Origin of the sequence: Phenylobacterium sp., assembly GCF_004299445.1 — a bacterium.
In the GTDB taxonomy this organism is placed as follows: Bacteria; Pseudomonadota; Alphaproteobacteria; order Caulobacterales; family Caulobacteraceae; genus Phenylobacterium.
Map to the genome: position 1 here is coordinate 47,925 of NZ_SCTC01000057.1, position 13,916 is coordinate 61,840.

The window sequence follows — 13,916 nt, forward strand, 5'->3', positions numbered from 1 at the left end:
GGGTCCGGTGAGCGAGAGCGAGGTCACAAAGGGCGGCGTGCGGGCGCATTTGCCCGGACTCGCGGTCACAGCGCTGGCCACGCTGGCAGCCGCCTACGTCTCGGACCACTACGGCGCGCCGCTCACGCTGATGTGCCTACTGTTCGGCCTCGCCTTGAACTTCCTGGGGACGGACCGGCGTCTGGACCTGGGCCTGTCGTTCGCCTCGCGCACCCTCCTGCGCTGGGGGATCGTCTTTGTGGCGGCGCGGGTCACCCTGGTCGAGATCGCCGACCTGGGACCGATCGCCCTCCTCTGCGTAGCGGCGATCGTGGCGGCCACCCTGACGACCGGCGTGCTGGCGGCCCGGGGGCTGGGTTTCAGCGGCGCGTTCGGCGCCCTGTGCGGCGGGGCGGTGGCGATCTGCGGGGCGTCGGCGGCGATGGCCTTTGCCAGCCTGCTGGGCGAGCGTCGCGTGAGCCAGGCGCAGTTGACCCTCGTGCTGGTGGGCGTCTCGGCCGCAAGCGCGTTGAGCATGACGCTCTACCCGGTGCTGGCGCACCAACTGGCCTTCAGCGATCTGCAGGCGGGCTTCATGATGGGCGCATCGATCCATGACGTCGCCCAGGCGCTGGGGGCGGGCTACGCCTTCTCGAATCCGGCCGGCGAGACTGCGACGATCGTGAAGCTGGCGCGGGTCGCCCTGCTGGCGCCTGCGATGCTGGCGGTGGCCCTGTTCATCCCGCGCGAGCCAGGCGCGAAGATCGCCTCGTTCGTGCTGCCCTGGTTCGTGCTGGGCTTCTTCGGTCTGGCCGGCGTGAACTCTCTGGGGTGGATCCCACCTCAGGTCGCCGACCTGTCGGCCAGCGCCAGCAAGGCGCTGCTGGCCTGCGCGGTCACGGCGACCGGCGTGCGGTCCAACCTTCAGTCCCTGACGGCTGAAGGCCTGCGGCCCCTGCTCGCCATCGTGGCGGCGACCCTGGTGGCGCTGGCCCTGGCGACGGGCGCGGCTGCGTTCCTCATCGGCTAGCGCTTCCCGGGCGCCGCTGTGGACCCGCGGATCACCAGCTCGTGCGGCAGGCGTCGATGCACCACCTCGTCTTCGGCGCCGAACAGCAGGCTTGCTGCCGCATAGGCCAGTTCCCGGGTCGGCTGGCGCACAGTCGTCAGCGGCGGCCACAGCTGGCTGGCCAGGGCCGTATCGTCGAATCCCGCGACCGACAGATCGCCCGGCACGCTCAGGCCGCGCCGGTGGGCCACGGTCAGCACGCCGGCCGCCATGTCGTCGTTGCTGGCGAAGATTGCGGTGGGGGGCTGCGGCAGGTCGAGCAGGATGTCGGCGGCCGCCTCGCCCGAGGCGAAGTCGAACTGCCCGGGCCGCACATACTTGGGCTCGAAGGCGAGGCCCGCACGGTCCATTGCGCGGCGATAGCCGAACAGCCGCAGATCGCTGGCCGTATGGTTGGTGTGGCCGATGATGAAGCCGATACGGCGGTGGCCCAGCGCGATCAGATGGCTGGTCATGTCGTCGGCGGCCTGAACGTCATCCATCGACACCGAGGAACTGCGATCATGCTCGGTCCCCGGCGAGATCCGGACATAGGGCACGCCGCGGCGATCCAGTTCGGCGAGCGCCGCCGCGGCGTCGGTCACCGGCGACGACAGAATCACGCCGTCCACCTGGGTCTGATCGATCAACCCGCCGATCTCGCGCGCCAGGTTCGCCAACGCCACGTCGGTGGGTTGGGCCAGCATCCGCACCCCCTCCTCGATGCAGCGGGCCCAGACGCCGGTCTGGATCTGATGGATGTAGTGGGGGCTGTGATTGTCGTAGATCAGGGCGATCTGGTAGCTGCGGCTGCCCTTCAGGATGCGAGCGGCCACGCTGGGCTGGAAATTGAGCTGAGCCACGGCGCGCTCGACGGCCAGCCGCGTCTTCTCCGAGACGTACTTTTCCTTGTTCAGCACACGCGAGACGGTCTTCATGGACACGCCGGCGATGTCCGAGACGTCTTTGATGGTCGGGCGCATGTCGCTCATCTATGGCCTGACTGACGGGCTTGCGCCACCTAGGGCAACAGCAGCGGCCGCACTGTGATGCGGAACGACACGCCGCGGTCCTGCAGATCGCGTTTGCCGGCCGAGGCGACGTCCTTCAGCGCCTTTGCATAGGTGATCCGGGCGGAAAGAGCGTCGGCGGGGGTCCAGGCCAGCGAACCGCCGACGCTGTAGATGCGATGCACCGGCTGCGGGTCCTCGACGTTCGTCATGTAGGCCGCGTCAGCGAAGCCGGAGACGGTGAAGGCGCCCCAGTCGAAAGTGCGCCCCGTCCCCTGGCGTCCGCCCAGGCGGATCGGCCGGGCTACCTCAACCGAACCTACCGCGCCCCTGTCAGCCAGCAGCAGGTTCTCGCGATAGCCGCGAACCGTGCTCTCGCCGCCCGCCGAGAAGCGCTCGCCCGAGTAGAGGACGCCATCGGCCCACTGGCCATAGAACCGCGCGCGCAGCTCAAGGCCGTCGTCGGTCAGGCGCCGCGCGTAGTTCACCTGGGCCAGGACAGCGCGGAAGTCGCGCTCGGGCACGGGCAGGCCGGGGACGTCAGACTTGGTGCCGTCCAGCCCTTGCGTGCCGGTCACGGAGATGGCGAACACCTGGTCGACGTTGCGGACTACGTAGTCGCCCACGAAGCGCAGCGCCCGGTACTCGGTCTGGCCATCGACGGCGCCCGGCGCGAACGAGAACCGCTCGCCCAGGAGATAGGCGGTAGACTGCCGCCAGGCGAACATCATCCCCGCGCTCAGCGTGCGGGCCGAACGCCAGCGACCGGGCTGTGCGGCGGGCAGCAGCGGCGCATCCAGCAGCTTCCGGGTGACCCCTGCCTCGAACGCCATATCCTTGGCCTTGATGTCGAGCGGGGCCAGCAGGGCGTCGGTGACGGCGGCCTCGTTGATCGCGCCGCGCACCGAAATGGTGGTCTTGGGCGAGACGAACGGGAAAGCGTACGCCACCGTGGCGTCCTCGACGCCATCGGTCAGACCCGCCTCGACGCTCAGCCGGTCGCCCGCGCCGATCACGTTGCGCATGGATCCGCCGACCGCCTTGCGTTCACCGCCCACCGAGGGCGAGCGGTTGTTGGCATAGCTGACATAGAGGTCGAAGCGGTCCTGCGGCAGGACCGCCAGCGCCAGGCTGGCCTCGCCCGGCCGCGAGCCTGGCCGCAGGTCGGCGTTGATCGTGCGGATCGCCGGGTCCTCGGCCAGCAGGCGGAAGTCACGCTCCAGCTCGACGGCGCTCAGCGGCCGGCGGGCTGCGGCGGGCATGCGATCTTCGATGTAGCGGGCGTCCAGGCCCTTGGCGCGGCCGCCGATCCACTCGACGCTCAGCGGCGGAAGGTCGCCGCCGGGCGACGCCAGCGCGCCGTAGATGATCTCCAGCTCCAGGACGCCCGGCGCGCTCGACGGCCGAACCACGACGCCCGAATTGATGTAGCCGGCGCCCAGGAAGGCGCGGTTGGCCGCCTGGACCACGGCCAGCGCCCGCGACACGCCGCCGCCGGGCAGGCCGTTGTTGGAGAACTGGCGGCGCAGCCAAGCTTCGTTCAGCGCCTCGCCCGGATTGTGGTCCAGCCGCAGGCCGCCGATGTCGGCCGGCGGGGTCCACTGCGGCGGCGGGATCGCGTCGCGGTGCGGCCCCGAGACCTTGATGCGCAGATCGGTGACGGGCGCGCCACCGGTCGGCGCGACGCCGTCCGGACCCGCGGCGGCTGGCGCGGGGGCAAGGCCGGGCGCGGGCTGCGCGTAGGAGGGCGTTGGCGGCGGCGTCGACTGGGGGCCTGTGCGCCCCTGCGACAGGTCGGCCGGCTGGGCCGCGGCGGGCGCGGCCGCGGCCAGCACGGCGAGCGTGGCGGCGGTCGACACTTCGGACCAGCGGCTCAACGGCAGCCTCCGACAGGCGCTTCGGCGGGCTGGATGGGCGCGATGGGCTGGGCCTCGCGGGCGTAGGGGCCGACGGGGCGTGTGATCAGCTGGCTGACCGCGCCGGTGGAGCGGGCCGCCGGGCACTGCCCGCGCAGCACCTTGGAGGCGTCGAGCACCGACAGATCGCGACTGACCGTGCCGCTGGAGACGTCATACAGCCCTGTCTGAAGCCGGAAGTCGCCATCGACGTCCACCACGTTCAGCCGGTCGGTGGAGTTGATGAAATACCGGCTCTGGATCTGCACGTTCGCCCCGCGCTGCTGACCGAGGGCGAGGATGCGGCCGCCGTTCGAGATGATCGCGAGGGGGTCGACAATGGTGATCGCCCCGCCCGTGCCCGGTCCCGACGACGTCTGGATAACGCCGGGCGCTTCAGCCCCCTCCAGGACGAAGAGGCCGGGCCGCTTGATGCTGATGCCGATCGCGCCCGCAGCGCCTGCGAACGAGTTCGTGGATATGCGGCCGCCGTTCGAGATGGTGAGGTTGGCCGCGTCGATCAGGACAGTGCCCGCGTCACCCCCCGGGCCCATGAGGCCGCCAAAGCCGGGATTGCCGCTCTGGTTCTCGCTGCCGATGATCGATCCCAGACCGTCCACGCGCAGTTCGCCCGTCGCGATGGTGATCAGCCCTGCTGGGTTGGGGTTGGTGGAAAGCGTCGAGATCGCACCGCTGTTCACAACCCTCAGCGTGTCTGAGGTTAGGAACAGCGCGTTTGCCGAGCCGGTAGCGCCGACCTCGGCCGACGAGGCGATGCGGCCGCCATCGACCGTCAGGGTCTTGGCCTCGATAGACACCTCGCCGGCGTCTCCGGCCCCGGCCGTCGAGGTGCTTATGCTGCCGCCGTCGCCCACGGTCAGATTGTCAGCGACCAGAATGACCGAGCCTGCCCTGCCGTCCGCGTTACGGCCGATGGCTTCGGACAGGATATTGCCACCGCCCTCCAGCGTAATCGTCTTGGCCTCGATGTTGACCGAGCCGGCGTTCCCTTCCGACCGGGTCTGGGAGCGGATCTCGCCGAAGTTGCGCACGGCGAGGATGTCGGAGCTGATGACGAGGTCGCCACCCCTTCCCGAGGAGTAGGTGTCGGATGAGATGAACCCGCCATTGTCGACCAGGATCGACTTGGACACGACCGACACCGTCCCAGCGTTGCCGCCCTGCAGTGCGTCTGAACTGATGTAAGTGGACTCGAACCCGCCGCCATCGACCACCAGCTTGTCGGCGGAGATGACCACGTCGCCAGCGTCGCCGAGGTCGTAGCTGTCAGACGCGATCTGACCGCCGCGTTCCAGCAACAGGTCCTTGGCGACGACAGCGATATTGCCGGCATTGCCCGACCCCCTCGCGTCGGAGGTTATCCGGCCACCCCTTCGCAAGATCGCGGTGTTCGTCTGAATGAAGATGTCGCCTGCATTGCCGGAGCCGAACGTCTCGCCGGTGATGGCTGTGAAGTCCCGACCGGCGCCATCCAGAACGATCTCGTCGGCATCGATGAAGATGCCGCCCCCCTCGCCGCTGGTCTTGGAGCCCGACGAGATGATCGCGTCGTTCATGAAGAGCTTGCCGGTCGTGATCGACACCTGGCCGGCGTCGCCGGTTCCCCTGCTCGCCTGAGAGGTAATCGACGCCTCATCGACCAGCTCGATCCGGCCTGCCGCGATGGTGACCGAACCGGCGTCACCAACGTCCAGGGCGTCGGAGCGGATACCGGACGCGGTCTGCATCCGCAGCAGATCCTTCACCGTCACGATGACGTCGCCGCCCGCGCCCTCACTGGATGAGGTGGATGTGATGCTTCCCTTCGCGCTCATGAAGAGCGTATCGGCGGTCACAGTGACCAGACCGGCGTCGCCTGTGGCAAAGCCGAAGGTGTCGGACTCGACCCTCGCTCCGTCACCGGTGATTTCGACATCTCGACCCTCGATGAGGACGAAGCCGCCATCGGCTGCGCCCGTCGCGTTCGAGCGCACGGCCGTGTTGAGCAGCACGAGATCGCCCGTAGACCGCAGCAGAATGGCGCCGGGCGTGGCCCCCACGCCGTCCGCCGCGTCGTTCACCACCTCGGAATCGACGAAGAGGAGATCGCCGGTCTCGACCAGGATGCTGCCCGGCGATCCATCGTCGATCGCGCCGGCGATCAACTTAGCCGTGTCGAGGAAGATGGAGGGCGTCCGGATGACGATCGTCCCGGCGGCTTGGCCCGTAAAGCTCGCGACCTGGAAGCTGGTGGCGATCCCGTCGATCCGTTCGGAGGCCTGGACGAAGAGGTCGCCGCTGGAAAACAGCCCGCTCGTCTGGATGTCGAGGGCGCCGCCGTTCACCCGCAACGAACGGGCGCCCACGCTGCTGTCCACCGCCCCCAGCAGACTTGAAGAGATCTGCATGCGTCCGCGCCCGGGGGTCGCCAGAGGGTTGACGATCCGCACGGTTGACCGACCATCGCCCACCGCGCTCAGGTCCAGGCCGCGGGTGAGGATCTCGCTGTCGTCGATCACGAGGTTGCCAGCCGTGAACGAAAGCGTGGTCTCGGGCGCAGCGAAGGCGTCGCCGACGCCTTGAATATCGGGCCCGACCCCCAGGGCCGTGATGTCGCCCTGCCCGCCCAGGAACCCCCAGGCTTCGGGCGCCGCCACCGACAGTGTGGATCCGTTTGGCGTGGCGATGGCGAAGCGGTCGCCGTTGGCGAAACGAAGCTCGCCGGCGGTCGAGAAGTGCGCGGCCGACGGGACGTTCACCTGGGCGCCGGGGCCGAAGACGATGCCCGCCGGGTTCACGAAGTAGAACGTCGCGTTGGGCAGGGCCGTGGAGTCGATCGTCCCGTTGATCCGCGAAGCCTGGCCGCCGGTGACCCGGTTGATGACGTTGTTGACCGCCGCCGCGTCGCCGCCGCCCACCCAGCGGGCCGTGTCGCCGGCGCCCAGGTCGAACTGGCTGAAGCTGTGGAACAGGTTGCCCCCGGCGCGCGTGCCGCCCGCGATCGTGTAGGTGACGCCCGCCTGCCCTACGGTCGTGCCCAACGCGCGTCCGGCGGCGACGTCGGGGCTGATGACCGTCTGGCCGACGGCGGCCAGCGGCCAGCCCGCCAGAACCAGACCCATCGCCGCGACAGCCCCTCTCAACGCCACGCTCCCAGCAGGGTGAAAGCCGCCCAGATGTTGGGGTTGGCCAGGTCTCCGCCCTGGGCGATCAAGGACAGCTGGGCCTCGCGCAGCGCCTCGGACTTGGAGCGGCCCTCACGGTAGCGGCCATAAAAGCTCTTCATCAGTTCGGCCGTGCCGGCGTCGCTGACCGGCCACAGCGAGGCGATGGCGCTTCTGGCGCCCGCCTGCACGGCCGCGCCGGCCAGGCCCATGCTGGCCTCGTCGTCCCCAACCGCCGTCTCGCAAGCGCTGAGGATCAGGAGGTCCAGTTCGCCGCCACGCGTGCGATTTGCGCTCAGGATCTGGCGTAGTTCCGACAGCAGGATCACCTCGCCGTTGGCGACGATGAACGCGCGGTCCGAGCGGCCGTTGAACGAGGCGTGGGTGGCCAGGTGCAGGACGTCGACCTGCTCGCGGGTCAGCGCGCCCACGAGATCGGCCTTGCTGAAGTTCTCGATCACCCACGAGCGCTGAATGCGCTTGCCGTCGGTGACCGCGGCCAGGCGCGCCTCGGCGCCGGTGCCGTCCAGCTTCTCGAAGCGGCCGGCCGGGACGCGGACCTCCATCTCCAGGGAGGCGGCGACCAGCTGCTGGTTCTGGGCCTGGATGCCGCCCGCTTGGGAGTAGGCCAGTGCGGGAGCGATCGTGACGCGCGTCTTCTCGACCAGGTAGCGGTTCTGGCTGTCGATCAGCACCGAGAACGGCAGGCTGCGCAGGGCCCCGTCGGGCACGACCGCCAACAGCGACCCAGGGGTCAGCTCGGCCTCGATCGGCTTGATCAGGATGTCGTAGAGTTGCCGCGAGGCGGCGCGCCAGCTGTCGTCCTCGCCGCCGCTCAGCGAAACGACCGCCGCTTCCACAAGGCGCGCCACGTCCTGGCGATTGACGCTGCGATTGGGCGGCAGACGGCGAAACTCGGCCCCGGCCTGGCCGCCGGCCACATACAGCATCTCCAGCCGGTCGGGCAGCAGGATCGGATAGAGCAACACCTCGCCTGGCCGCAGGGCCTCGGGCTTGAGTGGGTCGCGGGCGGGGATGCACTCGCTGCCGAAGACGCTCTGCAGCTCGGCCTGCCGATAGGCCTCAAGGATCTGCTGCGCGCTCTTCACGCGGATCGCGGCGCCGGCGTCGGCGGCGCCGGCCAGCTGGACGTCGACCGCCCCCTGGAACACGCGGCGCATGTAGAGCGAGAACGCCGTCTCCTCGGTCAGCGGGTCGAACCTGGGCAGCAGCGGCCGGATCGCTTCCAGCGCCTCGTAGGCGGCCAGCACGTGGGCCTCGCGGTTGGCCGGGTCGAACTCGGAGAGCAGCAGGTGGAACTCAGGCAGGCGCGCCGGGAGGCTCCGCTGCGCCTCGAGCAGCAGCGCCTGGTCCATCATCTGCCGCGCCGCATTGGCGTCGCCGTTCGCCGCGGCCATTCGCGCGTCGAGGGCGGTCGCGTAGGCCTGGGCCGCCGGGGCAGAGGACACGCGCATGGCGGCGGTGACCCCGCTCATGCCGTCCAGCGGACCGCCAGCGTCGAGATAGGCCGACAGCAGCCGGCCCAAAAGCTCGGCGCGGAGGGTCGGATCCTGGATCTTGCGCGCGTCGGCCATGCCGTGGGCGGCCACGCCGACGGCTTCGCGCCGGAATTCGGCCGCCGCCGCGGCGTTCGTCTCGGCGACAGAGAGGCGCAGGCGAGCCAGCCGCAACTCGGCCAGCGCGGCCGTACGGTGGTCCTCGTTCGCGTGGGCCTGTTGCGCGGCGCAGCCCAGCGAGGCCACCGACAACGACAGGCTCGAGCTGACCACGAAGCTGGTGCGCATCAGCGCGACGCAGGGGTCGTCGCCCAGTTGCCCGACTTCGCGGGCGGCTTCCGACGGGCCGCGACTGGCCCGCCGGCCACCGCCACGGGTGCCCGTGGCCGGCGTCCCCGACAGCGAAACGAGACCCAGGCGATAGGCGGCCATGGAGGCGGGACCGCGGAGGTTCGCGCGGCTGGCCGTCTGGAACGCGCCCAGCAGGTAGGTCTGAGCCTGCAGCTGGCTGCCCTGGGCGCTGACCCGCATCAGTTCGCCGGCGGCCGAGCAGTACTCCGCGATCGCCAACGGCGACGGGCGTTCAGGACCCGACCCGCGCAGCTCCAGCGAAGGGGCGATCTCGGCGAACGGGTCTGCGGCCCCGCGCCGGGCCAGGCGGGACTCCGCCATTTCGGCGGCCTGTTGCAGCGCGCCGGCGCTGGGATAGGTCGGCAGGGTGACGTCGCCGGACGGGAGGCACAGGTCGTCGGTCAAGGCCGCGCGGGCCACGTCAGGCGACGCCGCCAGCACCCCAGACACCACCGCAGCCCCCGCCGCAGCCCACAGCCGTGTGACGCCCCCACGTCCCATCTCTACCCCCAGGACTTGGACCTACTGTGCCCGCGTGTTGGGGGTCGCTGTCAATGTATGGCAGCGCAAGACCCCGCCCTCAGGCCATGCCACGCGTGAGATCGCGACGGCTGGCGTCGCCCAGCTGGGATCCGCCGTCGCAGTCCAAGATCGTGCCCGTGACGTAGCTCGCGGAAGAGCTGCAGAGGAAGACGGCGGCCTCGGCCACCTCGTCGATACGGCCCCAGCGCTTGAGCGGAATGCGTTCCTGGTGGCCGCCGTCGGCCGACGCGCCGGGCGCGAGCCGGCTCATGCCCTCCGTGCCGGCGATCGGGCCCGGGGAGATGCCGTTCACGCGCACCTCGGGGCCCCACTCCATGGCCAGCACCCGGATAACCTGGTTGATGCCGGCCTTGGCGGCGCAGGCGTGGATCTGCAGCGGCGAGGCGTTCACGGCCTGGCCCGCGGTGATGGCGATCAGCGATGCGCCGGGCCGCGCCAACAGGTCGTAGCAGCCCCGGAACACGTTGAAGGTGCCGTTGAGGTCGATGTCGACGACGGTGCGGAAGGCGTTAGCCGACATGCCCAGCGCCGGGGCCAGGAAGTTGCCGGCCGCGCCCGAGATGACGATGTCGAGCGCGCCCATCTCGCCCGCGGCATGCTCCATGGCGCCGCGGATCGCGGCGTAGTCGCGAACGTCGGCGGTGAGACCCAGCGCGCCCTGCCCGATCTCGGCGGCGGCGTTCGCGGCCTTCTCCGGGTTGCGACCCAGCACGGCCACCTTGGCCCCCAGTTCGGCGAACCGCTTGGCGATGCCGAGATTGATGCCGCTGGTGCCGCCGGCCACAAACGCCGTCTTGCCGACCAGCAGGTTGTCCTTGAATGCGCTCACGTCCCGCTCCCTACGAAGTGTGGCGGCCGTGATGGACGTCTGCCCCTACGGATGGGAAGTCGGTTGGCGTCCGCCTCGGCAGGGTCGTAACGTCAGGCTGGACCCGCCCGAGCCGCCGCGAGAGCCGCCGGGACGAGGTCGGGGAGATGTCCATGCTCAAGCGTGTCCTGATCGCCAACCGCGGCGAGATCGCCATTCGGATCGCCCGCGCCGCGGCCGCACTTGGGATCGAGAGCGTCGCCGTCTACGCCCCCGCCGACGTGCGGGGACTGCACACGAGGTCCGCGACGCGGGCTATGGCGATCGGCGCCGGTGCGGGCGATGCGTTGGCGCCCTACCTGGATATCGACGCCATGATTGCGGCCGCCCAGGCGGCGGGATGCGACAGCGTACATCCAGGCTATGGCTTCCTGTCGGAGAACGCGGCCTTCGCGCGGCGCTGTCTGGCCGAGGGACTGACCTTCGTGGGCCCGCCTCCCGCGGCGCTGGAACTGTTCGGCGACAAGGTGAAGGCGCGCACACTGGCCGCCTCGCTCGGCGTGCCGACGGTTGCCGGGAGCGCAGGGACGCTGTCCACGGTCCAGGCGGCGGCCGAGGCGGCGGAGGCCGTGGGCTATCCGGTGATGCTGAAGGCTGCGGCCGGCGGCGGCGGGCGGGGCATGCGCCGGGTGGACGGGCCGGCTGAGCTGGAGGCCGCGCTCGCCCGCTGCCGCAGCGAAGCCGAGGCCGCGTTCGGCGATGGATCGGTGTTCCTGGAGAAGCTCATCGAGCGGCCGCGGCACATCGAGGTGCAGGTGCTGGCCGACGCCAAGGGCGACATCGTCCACCTGTGGGAGCGTGACTGTTCGGTCCAGCTGCGGAACCAGAAGGTCGTGGAAGTCGCTCCGGCGGCGGGGTTGCCCCCCGAACTCAGGACGGCGATCCTGGCCGACGCGGTTCGGCTGGCGAAGGCCGGCGGATGTCTGAACGCGGGGACAGTTGAGTTCCTGGTCTCGCCGGAGACCGGGCGGCACGTCTTCATCGAGTGCAACCCGCGCATCCAGGTGGAGCACACGGTCACCGAGGAGGTGACGGGCGTCGACCTCGTCGAGGCTCAGTTCCGGATCGCGGCGGGCGCGACACTGGGAGACCTGGGACTGGACGCGCCGCCACCGGCGCGCGGGTTCGCCGTGCAGGCGCGGGTGACCGCCACGGGGCCAGGAACGCTGGACGGCTACAAGGAGCCGACCGGGCCGGGCGTGCGCGTGGACAGCTGCGGCTACCCCGGGCTCACGCCGCCGCCTCAGTTCGACCCGATGTTCGCCAAGGTGATCGCGCGGGCGGGGACGCTGGCGGGCGCTGTCGAGCGGTGCGAGCGCGCGCTCAGTGAATTCCACATCGCCGGCCTGCCAACCAACCTGGCGCAGTTGCGAGCGATCCTGGCGGAGCCCTCGGTGGCGGCCGGCGACGCTCGTACGACCTTGCTGGCGGAGCGCCCCGGGCTGGGTTCCGCCACTCCCCCTCCCTCCCCGTCCCTGTCCCTGCTGGGGGCCCCTCGGTCCGGCCCGGGAGACGCACCGGCCCCGCCCGCGCTGGCGCTGGAAGCCGGCGAGGAGGGTATCGAGAGCCCGATGGGCGGATCGGTGATCGAGATCTCGGTCGCCGTCGGTGCGAACGTCGCGGCGGGGGACACCCTGATGGTGGTCAGCGCCATGAAGATGGAGACATCCGTCACCGCCCCATGCGCGGGCGTGGTGACGCGGCTGGCGACACTGGAGGCGGGATCGGCCGTCGCGGCCGGCCAGATCGTCGCCGCCCTCGCCCCCACGAAAGGCGCCGGGACGTCGGCGCCGCGCACCTATGGCGAGGACAGCTGGGCGCCGACGGTGCGCCAGGTGGAGGCGCTCCAGGCGATCGCCCACGCACGCTTCGCCCCCGACACCCAGGACCCGGGTGTGATCCGGCAGCGCAACCGCCAGAAACTGTCCTGCCGGGAGCGGATCGATCTCCTCCTCGACGATGGCAGCTTCCGCGAAGTGGGCAGCCTGGCCGGCTTTGCGAGCTATGACGCGGACGGCGGCATCGCCGATTTCACCCCCGCAAACCACGTGGGCGGCTGGGGCGCGGTGGAGGGCCGGCGCACCATCGTCTGCGCCGACGATTTCACATCGCGCGGCGGCCATTCGGACGGGGCGATCGGGCAGAAGAGCCGCTACCTGGACGAGCTTTCGATCACGCAGCGCTGTCCCTCGGTCCGCCTGCTGGACGGCTCCTCGGGCGGCGGCAGCGTGGCCACGATGGTGCCGAAGTCCGAGACAGGCGGGAGCGCCGCAAAGGAGAGTTCCGGCGCGATCACCGCAGGGCGGCCCCGAGTGTCCGGCGGCGGCGGCTCGTTCCTCCCAGGGCACCTGGGCAGCGAGATGTACGCGCAGCAGTTGGCCACTGTGCCGGTGGTGAACCTGTTGCTGGGCAGCGTGGTGGGGATCGGCGCAGCCAAAGCCGTGCTGGGGCACTTCTCGGTTATGGTGCGCGATATCGCTCAGCTGTTCGTTGCAGGCCCCCCGGTCGTGGCCCACGCCATGGGCTATGAGATCACCAAGGAAGACCTGGGCGACTGGCGGGTTCACGCCCGCAATGGGTCCGTGGACAACCTGGCCGAGTCCGAGGCGGACGCGGTGGCGCAGGCCCGCCGTTTCCTCAGCTATCTGCCACCCAGCGTCTACGACGCCCCGCCCCGGAGGCCCTGCGATGACTCGCCCGATCGGCGCGAGGAAGAACTGTTCACGATCGTGCCACGCAAACGCACGACCACGTTCGACATGCGCCGCGCGATCCGGCTGATGGCGGACAAGGGCAGCTTCTTCGAGATCGGGGCGCTGTGGGGCTCGGACCAGATCGTGGGCTTCGCACGCTTCAACGGCGTGCCCGTCGGCGTGCTGGCCTCGGACAGCCGGCACGAGAACGGGGGGGCGCTGACCGCCGACGGCTGCGACAAGCTCAAGCGCCACCTGGATCTCTGCGACCTGTTCCACCTTCCGGTCGTGAACCTGGTGGACAATCCGGGCTTCGCGGTCGGCCGCGAGCACGAGATCGCCGGCACGATCCGCAAGGGGGGCGAGTGGATGATCGCCTTCGCCCAGGTCAGCGTGCCGATCTTCACGGTGATTATGCGCCGCAGCTTCGGCGTGGCGGGCAACAACTATGCGACGCCCAAGGCCGGCGCCGGCGCGCGGGTCGTCTGGCCGGCGGCCGACGTGGGCGGAATCCCGCCGGAGGGCGGCATCGAGGCGGCCTACAAGCGCCAGTTGGCCGAGGCGGCCGATCCCGTGGCGCTGCGCGCCGAGATCGAGGCGCGGATTGAAAGCGTGCGTGGACCGCTGGGGCCGCTGAATCGCTTCCAGATGGAGGAGATGATCGACCCGCGCGACACCCGCGCCTGGATCTGCGACTGGGTCGAGAACGCCTGGCGCGTGGTCACTCAGCCCGCGCGCCTCGGGCCGCGACCACTCGGATTCCGGCCCTAGCTCGAGCAGCGTCGGCGCCTCGCCTGGAGGTCTCGCCTCGGCGGGATGCCCGAGCGGCCCAGTACACGCCACGCGAC

At 70.5% G+C, this 13,916-nt stretch carries 7 protein-coding genes; 2 read left to right on the plus strand and 5 right to left on the minus strand.

Features of this window, described 5'->3' with window-relative positions:
- The first annotated feature begins 7 nt into the window (after positions 1-7).
- A complete protein-coding gene (locus EPN98_RS15950; RefSeq protein WP_293363899.1) occupies positions 8-1,009 on the plus strand; it encodes a putative sulfate exporter family transporter in 1,002 nt (333 codons plus the stop codon).
- On the opposite strand, the gene EPN98_RS15955 is transcribed toward EPN98_RS15950, so the two are convergent.
- The 5 genes from EPN98_RS15955 to EPN98_RS15975 all read right to left on the minus strand — a co-directional run bounded on the left by EPN98_RS15955 (position 1,006) and on the right by EPN98_RS15975 (position 10,336).
- Positions 1,006-2,010: a LacI family DNA-binding transcriptional regulator gene (locus tag EPN98_RS15955; RefSeq protein WP_293363900.1), complete on the minus strand. Its 1,005-nt coding sequence runs from the start codon at positions 2,008-2,010 to the stop codon at positions 1,006-1,008. The two genes, EPN98_RS15950 and EPN98_RS15955, sit on opposite strands and share 4 nt — an antisense overlap.
- Before the next feature lie 38 nt (positions 2,011-2,048).
- A complete protein-coding gene (locus EPN98_RS15960) occupies positions 2,049-3,914 on the minus strand; it encodes a ShlB/FhaC/HecB family hemolysin secretion/activation protein (protein ID WP_293363901.1) in 1,866 nt (621 codons plus the stop codon).
- Positions 3,911-7,054, minus strand: a complete 3,144-nt coding sequence (locus EPN98_RS15965) for a filamentous hemagglutinin N-terminal domain-containing protein (RefSeq protein ID WP_293363902.1) — start codon at positions 7,052-7,054, stop codon at positions 3,911-3,913. The genes EPN98_RS15960 and EPN98_RS15965 overlap by 4 nt, the downstream gene beginning before the upstream one ends.
- Positions 7,055-7,071: 17 nt before the next feature.
- Positions 7,072-9,465, minus strand: a complete 2,394-nt coding sequence (locus EPN98_RS15970; RefSeq protein WP_293363903.1) for a CHAT domain-containing protein — start codon at positions 9,463-9,465, stop codon at positions 7,072-7,074.
- Positions 9,466-9,544: 79 nt separating this feature from the next.
- Positions 9,545-10,336 carry an SDR family oxidoreductase gene (locus EPN98_RS15975; protein WP_293363904.1) on the minus strand — a complete coding sequence of 264 codons (792 nt, stop codon included), beginning with the start codon at positions 10,334-10,336 and terminating at the stop codon, positions 9,545-9,547.
- Between the two features lie 152 nt (positions 10,337-10,488).
- Between EPN98_RS15975 and EPN98_RS15980 the strand changes: the two genes are divergently transcribed.
- Positions 10,489-13,839, plus strand: a complete 3,351-nt coding sequence (locus EPN98_RS15980; RefSeq protein WP_293363905.1) for a carboxyl transferase domain-containing protein — start codon at positions 10,489-10,491, stop codon at positions 13,837-13,839.
- Positions 13,840-13,916: the final 77 nt, after the last annotated feature.

Bases quoted from the DNA above. Each gene is read 5' to 3' on its own strand.
- EPN98_RS15955 (WP_293363900.1), bottom strand. From the start codon at position 2,010: ATGCGCCCGACCATCAAAGACGTCTCGGACATCGCCGGCGTGTCCATG.
- EPN98_RS15965 (WP_293363902.1), bottom strand. From the start codon at position 7,054: ATGGGTCTGGTTCTGGCGGGCTGGCCGCTGGCCGCCGTCGGCCAGACG.
- EPN98_RS15970 (WP_293363903.1), bottom strand. From the start codon at position 9,465: ATGGGACGTGGGGGCGTCACACGGCTGTGGGCTGCGGCGGGGGCTGCG.
- EPN98_RS15980 (WP_293363905.1), top strand. From the start codon at position 10,489: ATGCTCAAGCGTGTCCTGATCGCCAACCGCGGCGAGATCGCCATTCGG.